Source organism: Scytonema sp. NUACC21, from assembly GCF_054684315.1.
The window spans coordinates 1-23,789 of the sequence record NZ_BAAFZH010000085.1 but is presented as its reverse complement, the minus strand read 5'-3'; the positions used below and the strand labels follow the sequence as shown (position 1 = coordinate 23,789).

Here is a 23,789-nt window from a genome sequence, read left to right as displayed (position 1 = left end):
TACCAGTATTGGCACATTTCTCTTAAAATGACTCCCTTTCCGGTACAAAACTACCTATCTTGAACCTTGGTGGTCTTGGCGTCTTGACGGTTTTTCACAGGTAATCGTCTGGCGGTTCGGGAGTCAAGAGCGATCGCACTAAAAGCTGCCTTATATTAGTAACAAAATTCACTGTGAGTTATGAATCAGATTCAACGGGTTGCAATTGTAGGTGGAACGCACGGCAATGAGTTAACGGGCGCGTATTTGGTCAAAAAGTTTGAACAATTCCCTAACTTAATCAAACGGTCTAGCTTTGAAAGCATGGCACTATTGGCTAATCCTCAAGCATTTGCAGCCCGAAGACGATACATCGACCGCGACTTGAATCGCTGTTTCACAACTGAAAATCTGAACAACCCGACACCCGAGAGTTACGAAGAAAGCCAAGCCCAAGCTATTAATCACATTTTAGGACCAAAAGGTCGCCCTAAAGTTGATGTGATTGTCGATTTACACAGTACGACTGCTAACATGGGCTTAACTATTATTCCAGTTGACGCTTGTCCGTTTAATCTTCGATTAGCTGCTTACCTCACTTCGAGAAATCCACTTATCAAGGTTTTCCGTTGGCAACAATCCGGACAAGAAAGCCCTTTTCTCAGATCCATTGGTGAATTAGGCTGTACCATCGAGGTAGGTCCAATTGCTCAAGGTGTGTTGGATGCAAAATTATTTCAGCAAACTGAAGAACTCACTAATGTAGTTTTGGATTATCTGGAAACTTACAATCAAGGAACATCTTTATCAGTTCCTGCCACGCTGACAGTATATCAATGCGTGGATACCGTTGATTATCCGAAAAATCAGCAGGGTGAATTACAAGCCATGATTCACCCACAGCTTCAATTTATGGATTATCAACCCCTCAATCCCGGTGACCCAATGTTTTTAACCTTTGACGGTCAAGTCATCCCTTACCAAGGCAAATCAACTGTTTATCCGGTTTTCATTAATGAAGCAGCCTATTATGAAAAAGGTATTGCAATGTGTTTAACAGAAAAGCAACAATGCTCTACAGATGTCAATTAAACGAAAACAACCATGCCACAACTGATATCTCAACCGAAGCGCATTGAAGCAGCTGGCAATAAGCCAAAATTAATCGACGAATATATTGGTCGCGTATCAACTCAAACTGAAGCTGTCAGTATTGCTCACATGCGATCGCCCAGTGGTTGGCTTGAACCGGGACAAAAACCCGATTTTGATGAATTCACTATTGTTCTTAAAGGCACACTTCGAGTTGAGTATTCCGATGGTTACATGGATATTCAAGCAGGACAAGCTGTAATTGCAAGAGCTGGTGAATGGATTCGTTACAGCACTCCCACAGAGGAAGGCGCTGAGTATATTGCCGTTTGTCTTCCTGCTTTTTCACCGGAAACTGTGCATCGGGAAGTAACAGCCAATATTTAACAACAATCATTGTAAATGGAAAAAATTCAATCGTTTAAAGATAGCAGCGACAAACCGTTAAACTTATTTGAATATGAAAAGTTAGCCGTTGAGTGCATATCTCAAATGGCTTTGGACTATTATGCAAGCGGTGCTTGGGATGAGGTTACCTTACGAGATAACCGGGCGGCTTTTGAACGCTACAAGCTTCGTCCGCGAATGCTGGTGGATGTGAGCAAGCGCAATCTAGCAACTCAAGTTTTGGGTCAACCCATCCAAATGCCTCTACTGGTTGCGCCAATGGCATTTCAGTGCCTAGCCGATCCTCAAGGAGAAATTGCTACGGCAAAAGCGGCGGCATCAGCTGGTGTTGGGATGGTGTTGAGTACTATGTCAACAAAAAGTATCGAAGAGGTGGCGGTTGCTCCTGACGGCACTCTTGCTGATACTCCCCAATGGTTCCAGCTTTACATCCATAAAGACCGAGGGCTGACTCGTGGGTTGGTAGAAAGAGCTTACCAAGCAGGTTATAAAGCACTTTGTGTCACTGTAGATGCTCCTGTTTTGGGGCGGCGGGAACGAGACAAACACAATGAGTTTGCTTTGCCACCAGGTTTGGAACTGGCTAATTTGGTCAATGTATCCGGGCTCAATATTCCCCATCAAGAAGGAGAATCTGGGTTATTTGCCTATTTCGCCCAGCAATTAGACCCGGCAGTCACTTGGAAAGATTTGGAATGGTTGCAGTCTTTGTGTCCCCTTCCTTTGGTTCTGAAAGGGATTTTACGGGGAGATGATGCGGCTCGTGCGGTAGAATATGGGGCAAAAGCAATTGTTGTTTCCAATCACGGCGGGCGTCAATTAGATGGAGCGATCGCGTCTTTGGATGCTTTAGTGGAGGTGGTAGAAGCAGTTGATGGTCGCGCTGAAATACTCATTGACGGCGGTATTCGTAGAGGAACTGATATTTTAAAAGCTCTAGCATTGGGAGCCAAAGCCGTACTCGTGGGTCGTCCTATATTGTGGGGATTGGCTGTGGCAGGACAACCGGGTGTTGCTCGCGTTATTGAGTTGTTACGGGATGAGCTAGATGTAGCTATGGCATTGAGCGGTTGCGCTAGTGTAAACGATATAGATATCAGTCTTGTGGTTTCTGACAAAAAACGGTCTTAACTACTCCTTGGACGCTCTAAAATTAGAGATTTTTGTAGGTAGGGCTATGCCACTCAGCAGCCAACGGTGGGCAGTTCCCACCCTACGTCTGACAAATGACTTATGACTTATGACAGTCTTAACTAGTTAACTTTGATTTGTGAAGATTTATTTACTTACTTACACAAAATTTTGTTTTGTCTGTGTTATTTATTGATTTTTCTTAACCGAGGAGTGTCTATATTTTGTCAACTATCCTAGTAGTGATTTAAAGATTAAGACAATATGTAACTATAGTAACGTTTAAGCATAAATACTTAAAAATTTTGTTTACCCATATCAAGCAGGTTTTACATTTATGCAATCTTTTCAGCGTCGTCGAATCTTGGTTGTAGATGATTTTGCACTGAATGTATCTTTGCTTCAAACAGCGTTAGAAGCTGAAGGATATGATGTTGATACAGCAACAAATGGTAATTCGGCTTTGGCAAAGATTGAAGCATCACCACCCGATTTAGTGGTGTTAGACGTTATGATGCCTGGGATGAATGGCTATGAACTCACACGATGTATCCGTCAAAACGATAAATTACCCTTTATTCCCATTCTGCTTGTGACAGGTTCTTCCGAAGAGACTGAGGTTATAGAAGAATTGAATATAGGAGCAGATGACTTTATCCGCAAACCCATTAATTTTGATAGATTGCTAGCTAGAGTAAAGTCATATTGCCACAATTGATTTTGAGGGGTGTTAGTGGTGAGTCTAGAAATCAAGAAATACCAATCACGCAATCTAACTACTAACTACTAACCACTAACTTTTCTAGATATCAACACCACTCGAACCAATTTCCTTTTGCTACCCTAGCAAAAGTGACGACAAAGGAACGATTATGCGCCAAAAGCGCCAACGCTTGTTAAAACAAATAGTTTCGGTTTTTGGAGTATCACTGACACTCTTAATAACAGGGTGTGAGGAAGCTATTGAGTATTTGCCTCCTTTACCTAGAATAGAAGTACCATCGGATAAACCGCCGAAACCTCCTATTCTCGCTCAAACTCCTGCAACTGCGGATATTGAAGCAGCTGTGAGGCAAGATATTAACAAACAGCGTGTTAAGCACGGATTAAAACCATTAAAAAATAACGAAAGGCTAGCGCAAGTTGCCCGTCGGTACAGTCGGTACATGGCTGAGAAAAACTTTTTCAGCCACACGGGGGCAGATGGTAGTACTCTTTCCCAAAGAGTACGCGTAAGCAAAATTTCTTACTGGGTGGTAGGTGAGAATTTATTCAAAAGTACAAATATTCCTCAACCCGTACCGGTTGCGGTAGAAGGTTGGATGAAAAGCCCCGGACATCGCGAGAATATTCTGCGTTCAGTTTTTCAGGAAACTGGTGTAGGAGTCTGGAAAATTGGTAAGACTTACTACATTACACAATTATTTTTACGCTCTTAAAATTGGTTGTAACGCAACCTACAATAACAACTCCTAAAGATGTAGGTAGTAGGTAGGGTGGGCACTGCCCACCAACAGCCAACAGATATTCCGCCCAATGTTTTTGCCGCAGGAAATCCTTGTAGAACGATCGAAGACATATAAACTAAGTGCATAAGAATTCGCCTGGAACTGCGATCGCTATAGAGCTAAAGTTAGTGTTAATGCAAATTTCATAAATTTTTCAGTATTTTTACTGGAGTGAGATGGTGTAAATCTATTTATATTGGGTGTGAACTTTAACCATAGATGAGGGTTATAGCTTTTGCTTATTGAAAGTAAGTTTAACAACAATACAATTTTAATTGTATGTATTTATACTAAATTTTAGTCTATTCTCTATTGAACAAGGGTTTCAGAGAGCTTGTAGCCTCCCCTAGGGAACGAGGAGAACTTATTCCGCGTTGGGAGTGAATTTGGTTCTCAAACACAAGAAGAGTATACGCAAGAACTTAAGAGCTTTGAGATGCTGTAACCTAGGTTTTTTGTTTTCTTAGAAAAACTAAAAAATCTCCAAAACCTTTGCTATAAAGCATTTTAAAAATAGTATGGGTTTACCCTAATATAACTTGAGTTTTTTTGCGTAAAAGTGAAAACTTCAAGTGAAGTAAAGAATAGCAGCAGACAGCACAGGCAAATTCTTGAGTTAACTATCTCAAAAAGGTGTTTTCAAGGAAAAACTTGACTGCTACCTTAGCGGCTTTTTGTTTATAACAAAACTACAAATTAAATGAAATGACTCCAGAGTCTTCTTTTCAATTTCTAAAGTTAATGCCAAAACATTGTGACAAGAGTTTTGGTGTGATTCAAACAGTGCCAAAAAGCCTAATTCTGCTTTTCATTTATTTCTTGGCGAAATGAGATTTTATTTTTTACAAAAAATGACTTGTCAAATAATGAAAGAAAAGATTACAGTGATGTTCAGAGAGTTTACTCCCTTCCTGCCAGAAGCTTACCTATTAAAACCTCCAAGAAGAAGCGATGTGTTGGGCGGACAATGCTCAATAGTATCGTAACTGCAAATGCCTTGAACTCCAAGGTTCAGTATCGGTAATTTTATACTGAGAAGAGAGTAGTCACTCTAAATTCAACTCTTAATAGTAATCTCTTCGACCAAAATAATGAGTCTACCTAAACCATAATGCCAGATTTTCATTCCAAGCTTTACAAAGGTTTGCTATATCTGCATACCAATAATGAAGTCTCAACTCTTAAATTGTTGAGTTGACAATGACTGTCTTATTCCAGCCCTTTCAATGGGAGAAAATACTGAATTTCGTTTTCTGTAAATCCTCAATCGAATTGTCATGAATACAGAATTAGTCGATGTTGAGTCCATTTTAACGGACGGAACAAAACGAAAAAAAGTGGTTGATAACCCTTTTATTCACCGCCTCCAAAAGAAGCACTTTATCCTCTTTCAAATCTTGCCCCTTGTAGGAACTTTAATAGCTTTGCCGTTAATTCCTTATCTTCCTTTTGGACAATTTGAAATATTCCTTTTTGTTCTATTCTGGTTAGTCACAGGATTTGGAGTATCCTCTGGCTACCATCGCTTATTTACCCATCGTTCCTATAAGGCTCATGAGGCAGTCCAAATCATGCTCGCTATTTGCGGTGCAATGGCAGGTCAAGGGGGTGTCATCTCATGGGCAGCTTTACATCGTCGGCACCATGAATTGAGCGATAAATCAGGCGATCCTCACTCACCAAATCTTCACGGTAGCGATTGGCGATCGCGCATTCAGGGCTTAGTACACTCCCACTTTAGCTGGATGTACAAACATGAATATCCCAGTGTTGTCCACTATGTCCCCGATTTAATCAAAAACAAAACCCTTCTCAGAGTCGATCGCCATTACTATCTATGGGCTTCTCTTGGCTTAGTATTGCCTGCCCTCCTAGGAGGTTTGTACCACTGGAGCCTAGCAGGAGCGTTAGCAGGATTTCTTTGGGGAGGGGTGTTTAGAATCCTTTGGGGAGGACATACTATTTGGTCAATTAACTCCTTCTTGCACTGCTTTGGGGTGAGCCGCTTTGAGACCGAAGAACACAGTCATAATTTTGGACTGGTTGCCCTATTGACCTTTGGTGAGTCATGGCACAACAATCACCATGCATTTCCCGGTTCGGCTTCCTTCGGTTTAGAGTGGTATCGCCTAGATCCTGGGTACTGGTTCATTCAGTTACTGGAAGCTTTACACCTCGTTTGGGATGTTAAAGTTCCTACGACAGACAAAATTCAAGCTCGAGAACTTCACTCATAATTCATTTAGAACTTCGCTCACAATTCATTTAGTACTTTACATAAGGAGATGTCATGAAAACTAAAGAACAAATCAGCAAGTGGATCGCAAACTATTTAGCAGATATCCTCGAAGTAGAGCCAGAAAAAATTGACCAAAACTATGAATTTGAACGGTTTGGAATCAATTCTTCAGCAGCTGTCTCGTTAGTAGGTGACTTGGAAGAATGGTTAGGTTTTGAACTCAGCCCTTCTCTGTTTTTTGAATTCAGTACAATTACTGAAGTTGCTGCTCATCTAGCCAATATGGTGCAAGAAGGAGATGTGAGTGCTAATGTCTAATACGGTAAAAAGCCTAAGCAACCGGGGCGGTAGTGCAGCAGCCATCCAGCACCACTACGATGTCAGTAATGAATTTTACGCTCTTTGGTTAGATTCTAGTCTCACTTATTCTTCTGGGTTATGGGACGGTTCCACCCTGGACGACGACTTAGAACAATCTCAACAGAAAAAAATTGATTGGCATCTCAATGCTTCAGGCGCAACAACTGGCAAAAGACTCCTAGATATTGGTTGCGGTTGGGGAGCATTAATGCAGCGCCACGTCAGCTTAGATCCCAGTTATTCTGCTACAGGACTGACATTAAGCCACAATCAATACCAGCACATTCGCTCTCTAAATATCCCCAATATCAAAGTCTGCGAGGAAAGCTGGATTGTTCATCAGCCGACAACACCCTATGATGCGATCGTCTCTATTGGAGCTTTTGAGCACTTTGCCCAACCAGAAGCCAAGCTAGAAGAAAAAGTTAGTGTGTACCGGGAGTTTTTCAGCAGATGTCAAGAGTGGCTAAAACCTAAAGGTAAGTTATCTTTGCAGACGATAGCCTATGGCTCCTTAAGTGCCGCAGATAAAAATTTATTCACCCAAACAGAAATTTTTCCTGATTCTGAATTACCTCGTCCCGGTGAGATTTTTATGGCATCCGATGGGTTATTTGAGATTAAAACTTACCGCAACGATCGCCTCCATTATGGTAAGACTTGCGATTTGTGGCTGAGAAATCTCCGCCGTCAAAGATTACCAATTGTAGAGCAGTTTGGTGAAGAGCTCTATCGCAAGTACGAACAGTATCTTAAGCTAGCAGTTGCAGGTTTTTACTTCGGACAAATCTTACTACTGCGTTTTGAAATGCAATCCTTAGCTAAATAAAGCTGGACTGCTGGATAGCCTGTTCATATCTGCTCACAAAGACTCGTGTCTAAAATGATAACTACCCCTCAGTCTCCCGTTAATTTTAACCCCTTTGCACCCAGTTTCAGGGAAGATCCTTACGCCACTTACCAGCTATTACGCCAACACAATCCGATTCACCGTACCTTAGATATGTGGATCGTGACCAAATATAAAGATGTTATCCAAGTCTTGAACTCGGATGCGGTCAGCGTTAACTATATTCCCCAGTACGTAGTGCAACAAAAGGTTGGTGATATTCCAGGTTTGGTGGAATTGGGCAAAAAAGCGATCGTCTTTACCGATCCTCCCAATCATGGGCGCTTGCGTAAGTTGGTAGGACAAGCCTTTAGCAACACTAATATTAACGCCTACACTGCCCACATTCAGCAGTTAATTGAGCAGTTAATTGCTCCAAGCATTCAAGAAGAAAATTTCGATTTCGCTCAGATTGCCCATCAAATCCCCTTGTATACTCTTGCCCATCTGCTTGGCATTCCTGATGAGTATATCAAGACAATCGATGAGTATATACACCGCGTCCGGTCTATCTTAGAACCAAGTTTGTTGACCAAGATGCGTATACGTCGCATTGAAGAAGATTTGCAATCTTGTCTAACCATTTTCCAAGAAATCATCGCTTATCGCAAAACCCATCTGGAAGAAGATTTACTAAGTAAATTAATTCAAGCCAGGATTGGAGAAGATCGGCTTTCTGATAACGAGCTAAGTATTGCCTGTACTATGACCTTTGTCGCCGGTCATGAAACCTCCAAGGGATTGATTACTAATGGAGTTCTAGCCTTTATTAACCACCCCGAACAGTGGCAAATTTTTCGAGAGGGAAGGGCTACTAGCAAACAAGTTATTGATGAAATTCTGCGCTTCGATCCACCCTTACAGCAAACGGTACGTCTAGCGGTCAGCGAGTTACAACTTGGCTTCCAGACTATTGAAAAAGGCGAAAAAATACTACTCTGTCTTGCTTCTGCTAACAGAGATGAGGAACAATTTTCCAATTCTCATGCTTTTGATATAACCAGAGACGCAGCTTCGCAGATTGCTTTTGGGCATGGTATACACAATTGTTTGGGACAGATGATTGCTCGATTGGAAGGTAAACTTTTGTTTAATTACCTCTGCGAACAGGTACGGGAAATCAAATTAGCCTCCTCTGATTATCGTTGGAGTACAGAGGGATTTATTACCCGGACTTTAACCTACTTACCTGTTACTTTAGTACCTGCTAATTAGGTAATTTAGAGCCATTTTACCTCACACAATTTGAATGTTTTTAGCCCTTTTAACTACCTCAATTTTGTTAGCAAAAGGGCTTAACTAAAACTACTATTTGCTACCTGTCACGGGAATTACACCCTGACTCTAAGGAAAAAACTGATGCGTTCTTGTCACTTGAATAGTTTGATTGACAAATTGCTCTTAAGAGCAGAAAATCAACCCCATCAGCCCCTCTATTACTTTCTAGATAGTAGAGGTAGGGAATATGCTCACCTCACCTATGCTGGTTTACTAGCATCAATTCAAAAGTTAGGGGCATGGTTAATTGAAAAGACTGAAAGCGGCGAGCGCGTGGCAATTCAGTTACCTACTAGCCCTGAATTTGCGATCGCTTTTTTCGCTTGTCTTTACACCAAACGTATTCCAGTTCCCCTCAGTTCACCCAACCGCAAGCATAATTGCGAACACTATCAACGGATTTTTAATGATTGCGATGCTCGTCTAGTCATCACTGATTCAAGCGTCCAAGACTTATTTGAGAAGGAGAATTTGACAGCATTGCATCAAATCGAGACCTTTCCCTGTCTGGAAAATCTCAACCCTTTGCTTGCTCCCGTTGACAGTTCAAATAACGAACTTGCTTTTTTGCAATATACCTCTGGCTCTACTTCTTTTCCTAAAGGTGTGATGGTGAGTCATGAGAATATTATTGCTAACCAAAAAATGATTCAGCGAACCTTCGGTCACAGCAGCAGCAGCATAGGGTTGGCTTGGCTTCCCCTATTTCACGACATGGGACTGATTGGCAGTATCTTTCAGCCTTTATATGTGGGTTTTCCTTGTTATTTAATGTCTCCAATGACTTTTCTCCAAAGACCTAAACTTTGGTTGAAAACAATCTCAGACAAAAAAGTTACAACTACAGGAGGGCCTAATTTTGCCTACGATCTTTGTGTTAAACGCATCGATCCCGCTTCATTGGAACAACTATCCTTCTCCTCTTGGGATGTAGCTTACAATGGAGCTGAACATATCAAACTAAGTACCCTAGAACAGTTTAGCGATACCTTTGGTCCCTACGGCTTTAAAAAATCTGCCTTTTTACCCTGTTATGGTTACATCACCCTATGTATGGGGATACTGTAAATGCAATCTCTATTTTAGGCGGTGCAGGAATTGAGCTTTTTATTACATCTCAAAACTTAGTTGAGTTTTGGCGAAGTGCTACCCGCCCAGTAAATAGAAACGGCTTAGGCTTAACTATAGCGGAAGCCTCAACAGAATTACAACGTTTAGAAATGCTATTTCCCGTACTGCCCGATGTGCCTGAGATTTACCCTGAATGGAGACGAATTGTTTTACAGTATGGGGTAATGGGCGTAAATGTTCACGATGCCCGTCTTGTTGCAGTCATGCGTGTTCATGGGCTAACCCACATTTTAACTTTTAATACTGGGGACTTTACTCGATACTCTGGTGAGATTACCCCTATACATCCAGCAACCGTTACGCCTTAATAAGAAGCGATCACCTAGGTGAGTGCTGTTTTACTGAGGCGATGAAGTTCTACAGCATTAAGAAATATAGTAATTAATTTCTTACCAAGTCTTGTCATAGCTAAGAAATAGCAAGGGATTTGAGAGCCAGTACTGTTCAGGGGTATTGCGCGGTATTGGCTTTTTGCGTGGTCGGGGACTTTAACGAGTGATAAGGGCGGTTTATCGGGTGCGATCGGGGTCACGAAAAATGGTAGTTTGAGTCATGTATTCCACCAAATACGCATATTGTGGAATAGGTGACTCAAAATACTAATTTACCGTTGAAGCAGGTTTCATTGGGAAAGCTTACGGGGTAGCCAAGATGCTCAATTCTCAGAACCAATTAACTGACATTGTGTCACAAAACAAAAACCCCGTACTGAGGTAAGTAGTACGTGGGTGGAAAGAATAACAGTTAATTGACTTTTGATTACAAATTTCAACTTAGATTAACGAGAAAGGCATTCTTGCTCCCTTAACAATTCACCCTTAGCTCCGTAAATGTCAATTCTCAGCGTTGTCCTACCACAGGCATTATAAGTGAGTATGAGGTAAGACAAAGCAAATGCCCCTACACCTAAAATAGGTGCCAATTTCAAACGTTTGATCATATAATTGACCTCTTAACTATGATTGATCAACCTCCTGGTTTTCAGGAGGTTTTTTTCCTCAAAGTAAACGACACAGCATTGAAGTCGCGTTGAGTAAGTAAAGTATAAATGTATAAACTCAAGTTAGGAAGTAAAAGTTTTATTTATAGTAGAACAAAATTACTAAATCAAACAGATACAAGCAATTCAGTGCTCTTAGCGTTGTCTGTGACTCTCACAGATTTTTGAATTGTTAAATACTAGCAGTGCTTGGGAATACTGAGTCAAGCGCAATGGTTGGTGGTTACGCAATGCTTGCTAATTAACCATAGCGCTGCTGATGATTTAGTAACTGGGAGGGAATTGTGAGTTTAGCGGTGACAGCAACATTTGTACTTGCTGATTGGATTGCCAAAGGGCTGGCAAATGGAACTTTAGAAAGAGTTGGAGGCGTGATTCGGTATGTGGCAACAAAACAAGTTGCCGCTTGGTTAAGGGATGCTCAACCAAGTTCGTCTCCTTCCTCGAATAATTTACTAAACTTAATATTCTCTGGAGCAAATGCAGTTGGTTTAGTCGCTAATACAGCGATTACGGGCAAAGGACTTTCTGAAGTCAATCAACAACTGATTGGAGTAGAGCAAGCAAGTTTAAATAATCTTCTTGTCTCAGGAGGAAACTTAGTGACAACCGCTGTTGGTGCGGCTGTGACGGGAAAAGGACTTGCTAATATCAATCAACGCTTGGGTGGAATTGAAAATCAGTTAGGGCAGTTAGAGCAAAACCTGCAACTTACTCAAGGGATTTTGCAGGTAACGACTGCTGCAAGTATTCTTAACCTTGGCGTTTCTGTGATGGGTTTTGCTGTCATAGCACAGCGACTTAAAGAATTAGAACAACGCTTACACCAAACACAAGAACTTTTAAACAAAATTAACCGTAAAATTGACCTTGGCTATTATGCTAATTTTCGCGCTGCCCTAGATTTAGCAGTTAATGCTTTTACAATGAGCAAACCCGAAAATCGCAGAAGCAGCGCCCTACAAGCTATTAATCGTTTCTTAGAAGCCGAACATATTTACACCGACTATACAGATATAGAACTTGAGCAAAAGAGCCAAATTGCTGACGAATATCTGCTGACTTTATCGTTAGCTTACCTTGCTGAGGCACGTTGCTATTTGGAATTAGAAGAACACGAAACAGCGCTTCATCGCTTCCAAGAAGGGGCAACAGTTTTGCGATCGCGAATTCAAAAATATGTTGAACTTTTGTTAACTTCTAATCCAGCAGCATATTTACAGCCAAAGTTTAAAGGTCAGATTGATTTACGTAGATTAACTCGTATTTATCAATGGCTCGATCCTACGTTAGATGAAAATGCTGTATTTGATATGCAACGTGAAAATCTGGTTAAGCTCGTGCAAGACCCCAATCAATGGATAGACTCGCTACCAGCAGCAATTTTGACGCCTGTTGAAGTTAAAGGAGGTTGGTTTGGTCCAAATAAAGATGATTTGAAGCAAGAAGCTTGGAAACGACTTCCTCAAATTTTGGAAGTTGTAGAATCTATGGTTGAAACAAATCGCCGTTTTGAGGCGTATCAGTTAGAAGTACAAGCGATCGCGCAATTAGGAATTAGTTTCCATGAATGGCTGAAATTAACTCCACCTACAGAAGAAAAACCAGACAAAGCGAATTTAATGTTCATTATTCCGGACAAGCCAACAAACTTGAAACTAGCTATATAAAGCTTTTCGCTCTTTCTTCCCTTAGCGTTCTTAGCGTCTATGGGCTAGAGCGCCAGTATCCCCCCGAACTCAGTTTTTTGTCTAAAGTCCAATATTAGTTTCAATGTTTTACAGTCGCCGCTACTTCAGATATATTATTAGCCTCATTTCTATCTAAATGCTGATTTCGTTGTTTAAACTCTGACAATAAATTAAAAAACTTTTCAAAACCCGCCTTTTCATCGTGACAGTAAAGCATAATCATTTTCGCCCATGAGCTTACTGTTGTTATTCCTAGCTTTTTCTGTAACCAAGGCTGAAACTCTCCATAAAAATCTTCCTCCTCCTCAGTATTTTCAATTCCCAATTCACTACGAGAACATTCATAACCTACCAAAAACAGATCGATCAACCCTTGGTATAGACAAAATTTTTTCTTTTAATTTTAACAGTAGCGGTAATTTAGGCAGTATTATCCTTATAATAACGTTATTAAAATTACTTTATTTTTAATTTATCAGTAATTTCCGCATAATATTAACCGCCTGACACCGCTTATCACCCTGTTAACTACTCATGTTTTGCACTTCCCTTCTAGAATCAAACAATCTGGAACAGGTCATTACTTTTAACCCTCTGATTGTTACCACCGATACACTTGTAATTGATGCGATCGCGCACATGAATGATGCACAAGCAACGAGTATATTAAAAAATACAAAATTTGATATCAATTACTTATTAACTGATGCTCGCGCCAGTTGTGTATTGGTTGTGGAGGCAAAGCAACTGGTAGGCATTTTTACCGAACGGGATGTGGTACGTCTGATTGCTGATGGGCAAAAGATTGCAGGAGTCGCGATCGCTGATGTAATGACTCGCTCTGTTGTCACCCTACAAAAGTCAGAATTAAGCGATATTTTCGCTGCACTAAACCTATTTCAGTGCCATCGGATTCGTCATATCCCCGTTCTAGATGATGGTGGCGCAGTCGTTGGAGTGCTCACCCACGAAAACTTGCTCCAATATCTGGCAACTCAAGTGGCGAGGGAAACCCAGCAAGCCAACTCTCCAAAATGCTGTGAACAACAATTGGCAGAGCGACAACAGATGGAGCAGAAAATCAAGCTGCTTTACAACATCACCTCAGCAATTGGTGAAGTCAAGGATTCTAATGCTGCTCTAGAAGTCATTTTGCGTCAAATTTGTGAATTCACTCACTGGTCTTTTGGAGAGGTGTGGCTTCCTTCTCCAGACAATACCCATCTTCAACTTAGCCCAGCTTGGTACTGCAGCAATCCTGACTTAGAGTTCTTTAGGCTTGCTAGCAACGCACTGACCTTTGCTCCAAATCAAAGCTTACCAGGGCGGGTGTGGGTGTCACAGCAACCCGAGTGGATCTGCAATCTTTCCGAAGAGTCAGCAGAGAAATGTTTTAGGGTTGAAGTAGCCCGAGAATGTGGGCTGAAAGGGGTATTTGGTGTCCCGCTTTTGGCAAAGGAGAGGGCGATCGCAATCTTGGTATTCTTTGCCGATGAACAGTATGAACTCAATAAACGCCTTTTGCAACTCATTACTTCCGTCGCCGTTCAACTGGCTCAGCTCGTTTGGCACAAGCAAGTAGAGGAGGCTTTGCGTCAAAGCGAACATCGGTATGCGTCTCTAGCATCTGCTGCTCCTGTCGGTATTTTTCGTACCGATACCGAAGGGCATTGTTTATACGTGAATGACCGTTGGTGTGAGATTGCGGGACTAACACCGGTAGAAGCGATGGGCACTGATTGGGTCAGAGGATTGCACCCCGATGACCAAGACCTTATTTTTGAAGAATGGAATCGCTCTGTCAAAGAAAAAGAACCCTTTCGTTTGGAATACCGATTTCAGCGCCCAGACGGTAAAGTCACTTGGGTGTTTGGTCAGGTTGTGGCAGAACAAGGAGCAGATGGGGAAACCACGGGATACATCGGTACAATTACTGATATCAGCGATCGCAAACAAGCACAGATGGACTTACAAAGCTTGGTTGAGGGAGCGGCATCTGTCACAGGTCAAGACTTTTTTCCAGTTCTTGTAAAGTACGTAGCACTTGCCTTGGATGTGGCTTATGTGTTAGTTGCCAAACAAGAAGGCAATTTCCTAAGCAGTTATGGGTTCTGGGGAAACGGACAACTTCAGCCCAACTTTTCTTTCTTGTTCGAGAATACTCCCTGTCATATATCGATGACAGAAGGAATGTTCTACTGTACTGAGGGCATGCAACAAAGGTTTCCCAAAAACGAATTTTTATCTACCTTCAAAATTGAAAGTTACTTTGGGACTGCCCTGACCAACATTCACGGTAATGTTATTGGCAGTTTATGCATTTTCGACAAGAAACCATTAACAAATATCCCGCGAATCGCGACAATACTACAGATTTTTGGAGCCAGAGTTAGCGCTGAACTGGAACGTCAGGCAGCAATGGAAGCTTTGTGTCAGCTCAATCAGGAGCTTGAACTGAGGGTAGAACAACGTACCTCTGCTTTACGTGAGAGTGAAGAACGCTGGCAATTAGCACTTCGAGGCAGCAATGATGGCATCTGGGATTGGAATCTTCAAACCAATCAAGTTTTTTTCTCACCCCGATGGAAAGAGATGCGGGGTTTTGCAGAGGATGAGATTGGTAACGATCTTGAGGAATGGTTGAGCCGAATTCACCCCAACGATCGCGATCGCGTCCTTACAGCTTTTGCAGAACATTTTGCCCGCACAACTCCCTTTTTTCAACAAGAGTACCAAGTGCAACGGAAAGATGGCTCCTATATGTGGGTGTTGGATCGGGGTCAAGCATTGTGGGATGAGACAGGCAATGCTATTCGCATGGCTGGTTCTGAAACTGATATCACCGAACGCAAGCAAGCAGAAGAAATCTTGAACCGGCAGCTTGCAGCGATTGAAGCAGCCATTGATGGCATTGCTATTCTGGAGGGCGATACCTACACTTATTTAAATAAGGCACACCTGGAACTTTTCGGCTACGAAAGCGATGAAGAACTCATAGGCAGTACCTGGCGAAAATTGTACTCTCCTGAAGAAATCAACCGTTTTGAACAAAACGTGTTTCCCATCTTAATGCAGCAGCACTACTGGCAAGGAGAAGCAACCGGAACCCGAAAAGACGGCAGTACTTTTGCAGAGGGACTGTCTTTAACGATTACAGAAAGTGGGGATTTAATTTGTGTGTGCCGCGATATTAGCAAGCGAAAGCAAGTTGAGAAACAGCTCAGGCACATGAATGAGCAATTGAGTTTAGCAAATGCTGAATTGCATCAAGCAACCCGCCTCAAGGATGAGTTTCTCGCCAATATGAGTCACGAACTGCGGACTCCCCTCAACGTTATCTTGGGGATGTCAGAAGGGTTACAGGAAGAAGTGTTTGGGACGTTGAACCCTCGCCAGCAACAGGCAATCGCCACCATTGAACGCAGCGGTAAACACCTTCTGGAATTGATTAACGATATTCTCGATTTGTCGAAAATTGAGTCTGGCAAACTAGAATTGCAAAGGACTCCTGTTGCCGTTGGCTATCTGTGTGAATCCAGTATGGCATTTGTGAGGCAGCAAGCAATTAAGAAGAACCTTCAACTTACTATAGAAGTCCCAACAGGGCTACCCGAAATTGTTGTGGACGAGCGACGCATCCGCCAAGTGCTGATTAATTTACTCAACAATGCGGTGAAATTCACCCCCAATGAAGGCAGTGTCAAGCTTGTGGTGCAACCCAAGCAGCAGCAAGAAAAGGAAGTTCTTTGCTTCTCCGTAATTGACACTGGAATTGGTATTGCTCAAGAAGAGATGAATAAATTGTTCCAGCCCTTTGTTCAGATTGACAGTAGCTTGAACCGCCAGCATACGGGAACCGGTTTGGGTTTAGCCTTGGTGCGCCAACTGGTAGAACTTCATGGAGGTACGGTAAAAGTGACCAGTGAAGTGGGTCAGGGGAGTTGTTTCACGGTTTACTTACCTTATGCTACCTCACATACCCCACCTATTCCCCAATCAATGAACCGGAGTGTCATGTCAGATGATAACTCACAGGTGTTGATAGTTGAAGATTCCAGTGTCGCAGCAGAACAAATCGCCCGGTATTTGAGGGAACTGAATATGCACGCTGCTATTTATCCTAAGGGCGAAGGGGCGATCGACGCAGCACTCCGCATTCAACCAGCACTCATTTTTTTGGATCTCCTGTTGCCTAACTTATCTGGATGGGAAGTCCTCAAACAACTCAAAGCACATCCACAAACGCAAAACATTCCTGTTGTAGTGATTTCGGTGGTGGATGAGCGATCGCAAGCGTTATGCTTGGGGGCAAGTGAATATTTAGTTAAACCAATTACTCGTGAAAAGTTCCGCCATACTCTAGACAAACTTCAGCACCCAGAACAGTTCCCAACAACTGCGCTGATTATTGCTCCAAAAGTTTCCCCCATCGAAGCCACTGCTCCTGCTTTAATCTTACTAGCAGAGGACAACGAAGCCAATATTGCCACAACATCCAGTTATTTGAGTGCTCGTGGATATCGCTTACTATTAGCAAGGAACGGAGAAGAAGCCGTGTCCCTTGCCAAAGCGCAATGCCCCGACCTCATGATCGTGGACATTCAAATGCCTGGAATGGACGGGTTGCAAGCAATGCGCCTTATTCGTTCCGATGAACGGTTTATTCATACTCCAATCATTGCCATGACTGCATTAGTTATGCCAGACGATCGGGAAAACTGTATAGCCGCAGGAGCAAATGATTATTTAGCCAAACCTGTAAAGCTGAAACAGCTAGTAGAGAAAATAAAACACCTATTAAATAAAGAGTAATTCTTACTCATTCTAATTATGGGAACTGCACCTACCATTTTGATTATCGATGATGAACCCGATAACTTTGATGTTATTGATACATTATTGGATAACGAAGGCTATCAATTAAACTACGTCTCAAGTGGGAAAGAAGCCCTTGCTCTGCTAGAAGCGTTTCAACCCGATGTCATTTTGCTAGATGTGATGATGCCTCAAATAAATGGCATTGAATTCTGCCAGAAATTTAAGTCTCATCCTCAATGGAAGCATATTCCAGTGATTATAGTAACGGCTCTTACTGCTAAAGAAGATTTATCCAAGTGCCTCGCATTAGGAGCCGACGACTTTATTAGCAAACCCCTGAATGGCATAGAACTGCGATCGCGAATCAGAGCAATGTTGCGTATCAAGCAACAATACGATGCCCAGCAAGAAACTCTGCGGTTGAGGGAAAACCTCTCCGAGATGATCGTTCACGATCTGCGTAACCCCCTCAGCACAATTATAATGGCTGCAGAAATTTTAGGAAACACTAACTTTTCACCCGAACTCCAGCAACAGAAAACCAACCAGATTGTTAGAGCCGGACGACAATTGCAATCCATGATTGATAGTTTGTTGCTCATTGCGAAATTAGAATCTGGCAAGATGGTTCTTCAACGAAGAGATGTCGATTTGTTTGCCCTTTGTTCTTCAGTCATTTCCGATATCGAAATATTTGCAGTTCAAAACAAACTACAATTGCTGGCAAATCTACCAGCACCTGGTGGTAGTGTCAGTCTGGATGCCAATCTTTTCCGTCGAGTTCTTGATAACCTACTGTTTAATGCTATTAAATTCTCACCTGCAAACAGCCAAATTGTGCTGAGCGCTGAGTATCCAAAACCGGGACGAGCAAGAATTCAGGTAGCTGATTCGGGACCGGGAGTTAAAGAGGAATTGCAACAAATTATTTTTGAAAAATACCAAGTGGGCACTCCCATCCAAGAAACACCTCAGATTGGATTGGGTTTAGCTTTTTGTAAAATGACAGTCGAAGCTCATGGGGGATACATTAAAGTAGAAAACAACAAGCCACAAGGAGCAATTTTTACTGTTGAGATTTAATCTGGTTGTTAAACAAGGATGCAAGAATGGCAACATCTGCGCTCGCTTTATCTAAAATATATTTAATTTCAGACGTATAAAATATGAAGCGTTTACGAATTTATGTTGATACTTCAGTAATTGGTGGTTGTCTGGATATAGAGTTTGCAATAGAATCACAACGGGTTATAGAGATTATTCGTAATAAAACAGTAATCATGCTTTTGAGTGATTTAGTCATTATTGAGCTAGCAAACGCTCCACCAGAAGTTCGTAATATACTTACTACAATTCCTACTGAGGTTATCGAAAACGTTCCACTAACAGAAGAAATCATAGCCCTCAGAGATACTTATATAGCTAATGGAGTTGTTACATCTAAATCTATTAATGATGCTACTCATGTGGCTGCGGCTACGGTAGCCAGAGCCGATGCGATTGTATCTTGGAATTTCAAACACATTGTTCGACTTGATAGAATGAGGGCATACAACCAAGTTAATTTACTCAACGGCTACGGAATTCTAACTATTGTTTCCCCCAGAGAGGTTACATTCGATGAATCAAACGAAAATTGAGAAAGATTTTGATTGCCTTGAATTTAAACAGCAAGCTCAAGAAGAAATTTCAGAAGATATTAAAAGTCTTACTCCCAAAGAGCAGATTGAATATTTTCGTCAAAAGGCTGAATCTAGTTCTCTCGGTCAATGGTGGAAGTCTATCAAAAACAAATCGCACTGATGAAACTTTGTAAAAAGTAGCGATCGCTATTTACTATTTGACTGCCTAAACTTGTAGGAACATACCACGACAGAGTAATGGATTGACAAATTATATACAAAGTCAAATTTTCCACTCCAAAATTACCGATTTTTGTAGGGTGGGCACTGCCCACCAGCTGTTAACGTGCGGCATAGCCCTACCTACATCTGTAGGTAATCTTCTAGCGGGAAGGGAGTAAGCGTATTTACATAAATACAGAAATAAATTAGTTGTGTAGGCATTGGGTGACAGCTTCTCTAGCAACACGCAAAATGGCATGGTAACCCCTTTAAGCAAGACCTAACTCTTGTTTTAATTTTTCTGGCAGGATTGCGGTTTCTAACCCATGTACATCCTTCCAGTTTGTCGTCTCATCCCAAGTAATCTCTCCATAGTTGCCTTCGAGGTTAGCGCCTTCGAGGTTAGCGCGAACGAGGTTAGCGCCTTCGAGGTTAGCGCGAACGAGGTTAGCGCCTTCGAGGTTAGCGCGAACGAGGTTAGCGCGAAAGAGGTTAGCGCGAAAGAGGTTAGCGCGAAAGAGGTTAGCGCGAACGAGGTTAGCGCGAAAGAGGTTAGCGCGAAAGAGGTAAGCGCGAAAGAGGTAAGCGCCTGAGAGGTACGTAGACATCGGGAATTTTAAAGGGTTCATCAAAGACTCTCCACTTGTCCTCTCGCAATGAATCGCTAGGATTGGGAGATATCTGTTCAAGTAAGTAAGCTTCGATACTACCAAATGTTTGAGTTGCACCAATTTCTTGGGCTGCTTTTATGTACGGTTTGACTTGAACAGCTATATTCCTCTTGCTTGATTCTTCATAAGCTAAAAGTTGTTCAATCTTTGCTCTGGTTCCCCAAGCAACCCATCCAGTCACTATAGGAATGGTATATTGGTCTAATCCCACTTGCTTTAAGTAAGCAGATAATTGATTATTGAGCGCAAGTCCCAACAGCGATTCTGGAAATTTCGTTAAAGCCTCTTGAACGAGTTCCTGAGTTAATTCAACTTCTCCTAACTCATCATCAAAGTGCTGCTTAATTTCTTGACCCGATACGCCAGCACTCATCTTCTGTCTTAACCATTCATTTTTTTGAACCAAAGCATCAAAACTTTCTATATAAGCTAGAGGAAATGCAATTGCGACCCACTCCTCTAAATCTGGTTCCTTATTCTTACTTCGGTATAGGTCTATCCCTTTGTTTGTTAATCCAACAAACGCTAAAGAAGCAGCAATCGGCTGTGCAACCGGAATTACAGCAGCACTTAATACACCTACAGCCATTGCAAATTCTAAGGTAGCTTTAGACCCCTCTGCTCCAAATTCTACAATTTTCCCTAAATCTTTTAAGGACTCTCGTATCTGCTTCAGCTTTTTCATTCACCCCAATTCCTTTAACTTTACTTTTTCTAGCAGAAATGACAGGTCTATTATCTGCGATCGCAACTCTAAAGGCTAAGCTGTACCATTTAATTATGTTATTGGTATGGGGCGGGCGATCGCTACTACTCTGGTCTACTTAGATGGTTCCAGTGGTAATCCAAGTATGGTGCAAAATTCCTCACTGTACTTTGCTTTCTCCCAATTTCTGCCTTATAGTCTGGCTGGGTAAGGAAGAAAACCGTGGTAATAACACACGTTCACTGTTGTGCGGCAGTGCCCTACCTACTAGCGTGTCTAGCCTAATTTGTTGGGTAGGAATTAATCAATTGGTTGATGATGAAAATTTAATTCCTACTAAGGTGTCACTGGATAAGATTATTCTCCCCTCTAGTCAACCTCGACGTTATTTCGACCTTCAGGCATGGGATATTTTTTCAGTTAAAAGTTTTTTATCTTGGGTATTCCTGAATAATGAAAACTTGTCTGCTGGATTTAGGCTGATTCTGCTTTTTGACGCGAATCAGGCGATTTTGCAGTATCACCTCAGTGTAATGACCTTGTAATTCTATATCTTGCAGGTTGGCGTGGAGGAACTGAGCTTGTCCTATGTAGTCTCTATCAGTTTTGCAGATAATAATTCCGTTGTGAGAAATACTGCTACGATGTAGGGCGATGAAGTCGTCACGGTTGAGAGTGATGACAACTCTCTGGTTTTGAGTGGCAAAGGTAAGAACTTCCTCATCAGGGATGCCTTGATTTGCTTGCCCTGCTTCGTAGGAAGTCAGGACATCACAGCCAAACTGTCTCAGTTCTCGCACTATATCCATTGGAAAGTTCTCATTAGAATAAAGCTTAATCATCTTCATCCTCTGTGAAAGTGATGATTGCCCGATCTAGTTGTTCGCGGTGCTGTTCATAGTATGCCCATGCAGCTGTTAGATCATCAGTGGTAAGGGTAGGGTAGTTTCGCAGTAACTCTTCGTCATCTGCTCCCTGTTGGCGAAAAGCAACCAGTGTCCACACAGGAATGCGGGTGTTGCGAATGCGTGGCTGTCCAGCGCAGATCCCAGATGTCACTTGAATTGGCTTGCTGCTCAGTTGCTCTTGTAAAAAGATGCGTTCCTCTGGGGTGAGGGATTCGATTATTTGTATTAGTGAATCGACCAATCGCGTGTTCATGGAGTCTTTTATCTTAATAGGTATAAGCAATTAAAGCACCAATAATATTAACCATTTGTTGACAAAAGCCATCTACATCACAAAATAGGTTCTCTAATTCCATACACATCAACCTGGTATGTGTTGCTACAATCTTTACCTGCTTGGTTTTCAGACTTTTTCTTACGCCAAACTCAGGTTAGTTAAGGATTTTTGGTGGGATTCCGCGATGTGTAGAGACTAAGCATGGCTAGTCTCTACATTGAGGTTTTAATACCAAATCCGGGTTAGCTACCCCCTTTATCTTCATTTGTTTTTTCTTGGCGTTCTTCGCGTCTTGGCGGTTCCATAAAAAAGGGGTTTATAAACCGGATTTAGTATAGTAAGGGTTTTGGTCTAATCTGAACCGTATTAAACTATAAACTCTACCCTGCTGAGTTTCGAGCATTTTTTATCGAACTCAGGTAATCTTAAACACCGACTCAACAGTTGACCGAATAGAATCCCGTGCATCCTTAAAAGTTTGCACTATGGGGCGTTGTGTCTGCAAAAAGACTCGCGCACAATTGCGTCCCGGCATTCCTGAAATTGAACCACCCGGATGAGTTCCCGCACCTGAAAGGAACAAACCTTCAATTGGTGTTTTGTAATTCGCGATTTCTGGCAAAGGACGGAAAAATACCATTTGATCCAAAGTCATATCAATGTGGTAGTAATTCCCCTTATACGCGCCCAATCTTTCTCCTAGTTCCGCAGGGCTTTCTACACGACGGGCAATCATTGCATTTTTCACGTTTGGCGCGTAGTCTGCTAGTTTGTCAATCACCTTATCTGCAACTTGGTGCTTGAGTTCATCCGTCCAACCCGTACCGTTCAACCCCGTGCCATTTGCACCTGCAACTTGATATGGCGCAAAAAACTCAATCCACACGGTATGCTTTCCTGGGGGTGCCATTGACGGATCTAACATTGTTGGCACGACCACATACATGGATGGGTCGGAATCTGGAATTTCTCCCAAGGTACATTTACTATGAGCCTGTTCCACGTGAGTGATAGAATCTGCAATTAAAACAGAACCAATCAGATATTCATCCCTATGTTGGTGGTGTTCAAAACGCAGAGGCTCATTTAAAGCTAAGTCTATCTTGAGGATAGTTTCGTTGTTGTTAACAATGCGCCGTTCTAATCTTTCCCTTAAGTTTGGGTCGGCAGCATCAACATCGCTTGCATCCATTAATTGTAGAAACAGTCGCTTGGCATCAATATTAGAGATGACTCCATACTTAGCACGATATTCAGTACCGTTGGCAACCTGCACGCCAACTGCACGACCATCATCTATCAAAACTTTCTTAACTTGTTGATCCGTTAAGATGGTGCCGCCTTTACTGGTTACTAAATTTACCAATGCCTGTACCAATGCCCCAGTCCCGCCACGGGGTCTTGCCATACCTGGGTCGTGACGCATTGCCATCATAATTGCCCCAATGGAAATGGTTTTTTGTGACGGTGGTGCGCCCAGTTCTGCAGCAAGTCTTGCAAGGGGTGCTTTCAAAAATTCTGAATCAAACCACTCGTTCAGAATATCCTCAGCGCTGGTCAACATATTGCGGATAAAATCCAGCGTTTTGTTGGGAGAACCAATGACTGAAAATAAATCCTTTAGCTTTGCAATATCGTAGTTGCCAAGAATATCTAAAACAGACTTTGGTGGTGCATTAAACATGGGGATCATTGCACCAAGCGCTCGCTGCCAATAGTTTGTAAATTCTGCGTACTTTTTAGCATCGCGATCGCTGTAACGGGCGATTTCGGCGCAAGTTTTTTCTAAAGATTTATGTCCTAAGAAGTACTTTCCATCGGGATGGGGACAGAAAACAACTGGATCGCACTCCAAATAT

23 protein-coding genes are annotated in these 23,789 nt (G+C 42.1%); 16 read left to right on the top strand and 7 right to left on the bottom strand.

Annotated features, from left to right (window positions below; all coding sequences use genetic code 11):
* The first annotated feature begins 180 nt into the window (after positions 1 to 180).
* From ACYRY3_RS20605 to ACYRY3_RS20555, 11 genes are all read left to right on the top strand, one after another.
* The gene (locus ACYRY3_RS20605) at positions 181 to 1,071 is read left to right on the top strand and encodes an aspartoacylase (RefSeq protein ID WP_460203489.1); all 891 of its coding nucleotides are present in this window, start codon (positions 181 to 183) and stop codon (positions 1,069 to 1,071) included.
* Positions 1,072 to 1,083: 12 nt separating this feature from the next.
* Complete coding sequence (locus ACYRY3_RS20600) at positions 1,084 to 1,458, top strand: cupin domain-containing protein (RefSeq protein WP_460203487.1); 375 nt, start codon at positions 1,084 to 1,086, stop codon at positions 1,456 to 1,458.
* Between the two features lie 15 nt (positions 1,459 to 1,473).
* Complete coding sequence (locus ACYRY3_RS20595) at positions 1,474 to 2,610, top strand: alpha-hydroxy acid oxidase (RefSeq protein WP_460203485.1); 1,137 nt, start codon at positions 1,474 to 1,476, stop codon at positions 2,608 to 2,610.
* Positions 2,611 to 2,947: 337 nt separating this feature from the next.
* Positions 2,948 to 3,328 (top strand): response regulator transcription factor, encoded by a 381-nt coding sequence (locus ACYRY3_RS20590; protein WP_460203484.1) that lies wholly within the window; start codon positions 2,948 to 2,950, stop codon positions 3,326 to 3,328.
* 154 nt (positions 3,329 to 3,482) lie between these two features.
* Positions 3,483 to 4,049 carry a CAP domain-containing protein gene (locus tag ACYRY3_RS20585; protein ID WP_460203483.1) on the top strand — a complete coding sequence of 189 codons (567 nt, stop codon included), beginning with the start codon at positions 3,483 to 3,485 and terminating at the stop codon, positions 4,047 to 4,049.
* 1,346 nt (positions 4,050 to 5,395) lie between these two features.
* A complete protein-coding gene (locus ACYRY3_RS20580) occupies positions 5,396 to 6,355 on the top strand; it encodes an acyl-CoA desaturase (RefSeq protein ID WP_460203482.1) in 960 nt (319 codons plus the stop codon).
* Positions 6,356 to 6,408: 53 nt separating this feature from the next.
* Complete coding sequence (locus tag ACYRY3_RS20575) at positions 6,409 to 6,675, top strand: acyl carrier protein (RefSeq protein WP_460203481.1); 267 nt, start codon at positions 6,409 to 6,411, stop codon at positions 6,673 to 6,675.
* Positions 6,668 to 7,546, top strand: coding sequence for a class I SAM-dependent methyltransferase (locus ACYRY3_RS20570; protein ID WP_460203480.1), 879 nt, complete (start codon positions 6,668 to 6,670; stop codon positions 7,544 to 7,546). Before ACYRY3_RS20575 ends, ACYRY3_RS20570 begins: the two co-directional genes overlap by 8 nt.
* Positions 7,547 to 7,600: 54 nt before the next feature.
* Positions 7,601 to 8,821 (top strand): cytochrome P450, encoded by a 1,221-nt coding sequence (locus ACYRY3_RS20565; RefSeq protein ID WP_460203566.1) that lies wholly within the window; start codon positions 7,601 to 7,603, stop codon positions 8,819 to 8,821.
* A gap of 144 nt (positions 8,822 to 8,965) precedes the next feature.
* Positions 8,966 to 9,952 (top strand): AMP-binding protein, encoded by a 987-nt coding sequence (locus ACYRY3_RS20560; protein ID WP_460203479.1) that lies wholly within the window; start codon positions 8,966 to 8,968, stop codon positions 9,950 to 9,952.
* Positions 9,934 to 10,323 carry a type II toxin-antitoxin system VapC family toxin gene (locus ACYRY3_RS20555; protein ID WP_460203477.1) on the top strand — a complete coding sequence of 130 codons (390 nt, stop codon included), beginning with the start codon at positions 9,934 to 9,936 and terminating at the stop codon, positions 10,321 to 10,323. The genes ACYRY3_RS20560 and ACYRY3_RS20555 overlap by 19 nt, the downstream gene beginning before the upstream one ends.
* A gap of 470 nt (positions 10,324 to 10,793) precedes the next feature.
* On the opposite strand, the gene ACYRY3_RS20550 is transcribed toward ACYRY3_RS20555, so the two are convergent.
* Positions 10,794 to 10,955 carry a hypothetical protein gene (locus tag ACYRY3_RS20550; RefSeq protein ID WP_460203476.1) on the bottom strand — a complete coding sequence of 54 codons (162 nt, stop codon included), beginning with the start codon at positions 10,953 to 10,955 and terminating at the stop codon, positions 10,794 to 10,796.
* A 344-nt stretch (positions 10,956 to 11,299) separates the two neighbouring features.
* On the opposite strand from ACYRY3_RS20550, the gene ACYRY3_RS20545 reads away from it, so the two are divergent.
* Complete coding sequence (locus ACYRY3_RS20545) at positions 11,300 to 12,685, top strand: hypothetical protein (RefSeq protein ID WP_460203474.1); 1,386 nt, start codon at positions 11,300 to 11,302, stop codon at positions 12,683 to 12,685.
* Positions 12,686 to 12,785: 100 nt separating this feature from the next.
* Here the strand turns inward: ACYRY3_RS20545 and ACYRY3_RS20540 are convergent, their stop codons facing one another.
* On the bottom strand, positions 12,786 to 13,061 hold the full coding sequence (locus tag ACYRY3_RS20540; protein ID WP_460203472.1) for a hypothetical protein: 276 nt from the start codon (positions 13,059 to 13,061) through the stop codon (positions 12,786 to 12,788).
* A gap of 179 nt (positions 13,062 to 13,240) precedes the next feature.
* Here ACYRY3_RS20540 and ACYRY3_RS20535 point away from each other — a divergent pair, with 179 nt between their 5' ends.
* The 4 genes from ACYRY3_RS20535 (at position 13,241) to ACYRY3_RS20520 (ending at position 19,327) form a co-directional block, all read left to right on the top strand.
* The gene (locus ACYRY3_RS20535; protein WP_460203471.1) at positions 13,241 to 17,518 is read left to right on the top strand and encodes a PAS domain S-box protein; all 4,278 of its coding nucleotides are present in this window, start codon (positions 13,241 to 13,243) and stop codon (positions 17,516 to 17,518) included.
* A gap of 18 nt (positions 17,519 to 17,536) precedes the next feature.
* Complete coding sequence (locus tag ACYRY3_RS20530) at positions 17,537 to 18,607, top strand: hybrid sensor histidine kinase/response regulator (RefSeq protein WP_460203470.1); 1,071 nt, start codon at positions 17,537 to 17,539, stop codon at positions 18,605 to 18,607.
* An 83-nt stretch (positions 18,608 to 18,690) separates the two neighbouring features.
* Entirely contained in the window at positions 18,691 to 19,164 is a 474-nt protein-coding gene (locus tag ACYRY3_RS20525; protein WP_460203469.1) for a PIN domain-containing protein, read from the top strand.
* Entirely contained in the window at positions 19,145 to 19,327 is a 183-nt protein-coding gene (locus ACYRY3_RS20520) for a hypothetical protein (protein ID WP_460203468.1), read from the top strand. Before ACYRY3_RS20525 ends, ACYRY3_RS20520 begins: the two co-directional genes overlap by 20 nt.
* Before the next feature lie 310 nt (positions 19,328 to 19,637).
* Here ACYRY3_RS20520 and ACYRY3_RS20515 read toward each other — a convergent pair whose 3' ends face one another.
* From ACYRY3_RS20515 to ACYRY3_RS20495, 5 genes are all read right to left on the bottom strand, one after another.
* Complete coding sequence (locus ACYRY3_RS20515) at positions 19,638 to 19,976, bottom strand: pentapeptide repeat-containing protein (RefSeq protein ID WP_460203467.1); 339 nt, start codon at positions 19,974 to 19,976, stop codon at positions 19,638 to 19,640.
* The gene (locus ACYRY3_RS20510; protein ID WP_460203466.1) at positions 19,921 to 20,724 is read right to left on the bottom strand and encodes a hypothetical protein; all 804 of its coding nucleotides are present in this window, start codon (positions 20,722 to 20,724) and stop codon (positions 19,921 to 19,923) included. Before ACYRY3_RS20510 ends, ACYRY3_RS20515 begins: the two co-directional genes overlap by 56 nt.
* Before the next feature lie 452 nt (positions 20,725 to 21,176).
* On the bottom strand, positions 21,177 to 21,587 hold the full coding sequence (locus ACYRY3_RS20505) for a DUF5615 family PIN-like protein (protein ID WP_460203465.1): 411 nt from the start codon (positions 21,585 to 21,587) through the stop codon (positions 21,177 to 21,179).
* Positions 21,580 to 21,906, bottom strand: coding sequence for a DUF433 domain-containing protein (locus tag ACYRY3_RS20500; protein WP_460203464.1), 327 nt, complete (start codon positions 21,904 to 21,906; stop codon positions 21,580 to 21,582). The genes ACYRY3_RS20505 and ACYRY3_RS20500 overlap by 8 nt, the downstream gene beginning before the upstream one ends.
* Positions 21,907 to 22,345: 439 nt before the next feature.
* Positions 22,346 to 23,789: phytoene desaturase family protein (locus ACYRY3_RS20495; RefSeq protein WP_460203462.1), on the bottom strand; the 1,444-nt coding region annotated here is incomplete at its 5' end.

Excerpts from the sequence above, each read along its gene's own strand:
- ACYRY3_RS20575 (WP_460203481.1), top strand. The coding sequence starts at position 6,409 with ATGAAAACTAAAGAACAAATCAGCAAGTGGATCGCAAACTATTTAGCA.
- ACYRY3_RS20595 (WP_460203485.1), top strand. The coding sequence starts at position 1,474 with ATGGAAAAAATTCAATCGTTTAAAGATAGCAGCGACAAACCGTTAAAC.
- ACYRY3_RS20570 (WP_460203480.1), top strand. The coding sequence starts at position 6,668 with ATGTCTAATACGGTAAAAAGCCTAAGCAACCGGGGCGGTAGTGCAGCA.
- ACYRY3_RS20565 (WP_460203566.1), top strand. The coding sequence starts at position 7,601 with ATGATAACTACCCCTCAGTCTCCCGTTAATTTTAACCCCTTTGCACCC.
- ACYRY3_RS20560 (WP_460203479.1), top strand. The coding sequence starts at position 8,966 with ATGCGTTCTTGTCACTTGAATAGTTTGATTGACAAATTGCTCTTAAGA.
- ACYRY3_RS20590 (WP_460203484.1), top strand. The coding sequence starts at position 2,948 with ATGCAATCTTTTCAGCGTCGTCGAATCTTGGTTGTAGATGATTTTGCA.
- ACYRY3_RS20525 (WP_460203469.1), top strand. The coding sequence starts at position 18,691 with ATGAAGCGTTTACGAATTTATGTTGATACTTCAGTAATTGGTGGTTGT.
- ACYRY3_RS20600 (WP_460203487.1), top strand. The coding sequence starts at position 1,084 with ATGCCACAACTGATATCTCAACCGAAGCGCATTGAAGCAGCTGGCAAT.
- ACYRY3_RS20515 (WP_460203467.1), bottom strand. The coding sequence starts at position 19,976 with ATGTCTACGTACCTCTCAGGCGCTTACCTCTTTCGCGCTTACCTCTTT.
- ACYRY3_RS20550 (WP_460203476.1), bottom strand. The coding sequence starts at position 10,955 with ATGATCAAACGTTTGAAATTGGCACCTATTTTAGGTGTAGGGGCATTT.
- ACYRY3_RS20510 (WP_460203466.1), bottom strand. The coding sequence starts at position 20,724 with ATGAAAAAGCTGAAGCAGATACGAGAGTCCTTAAAAGATTTAGGGAAA.
- ACYRY3_RS20520 (WP_460203468.1), top strand. The coding sequence starts at position 19,145 with ATGAATCAAACGAAAATTGAGAAAGATTTTGATTGCCTTGAATTTAAA.
- ACYRY3_RS20585 (WP_460203483.1), top strand. The coding sequence starts at position 3,483 with ATGCGCCAAAAGCGCCAACGCTTGTTAAAACAAATAGTTTCGGTTTTT.
- ACYRY3_RS20500 (WP_460203464.1), bottom strand. The coding sequence starts at position 21,906 with ATGAACACGCGATTGGTCGATTCACTAATACAAATAATCGAATCCCTC.
- ACYRY3_RS20530 (WP_460203470.1), top strand. The coding sequence starts at position 17,537 with ATGGGAACTGCACCTACCATTTTGATTATCGATGATGAACCCGATAAC.
- ACYRY3_RS20580 (WP_460203482.1), top strand. The coding sequence starts at position 5,396 with ATGAATACAGAATTAGTCGATGTTGAGTCCATTTTAACGGACGGAACA.
- ACYRY3_RS20555 (WP_460203477.1), top strand. The coding sequence starts at position 9,934 with ATGTATGGGGATACTGTAAATGCAATCTCTATTTTAGGCGGTGCAGGA.
- ACYRY3_RS20605 (WP_460203489.1), top strand. The coding sequence starts at position 181 with ATGAATCAGATTCAACGGGTTGCAATTGTAGGTGGAACGCACGGCAAT.
- ACYRY3_RS20535 (WP_460203471.1), top strand. The coding sequence starts at position 13,241 with ATGTTTTGCACTTCCCTTCTAGAATCAAACAATCTGGAACAGGTCATT.
- ACYRY3_RS20505 (WP_460203465.1), bottom strand. The coding sequence starts at position 21,587 with ATGATTAAGCTTTATTCTAATGAGAACTTTCCAATGGATATAGTGCGA.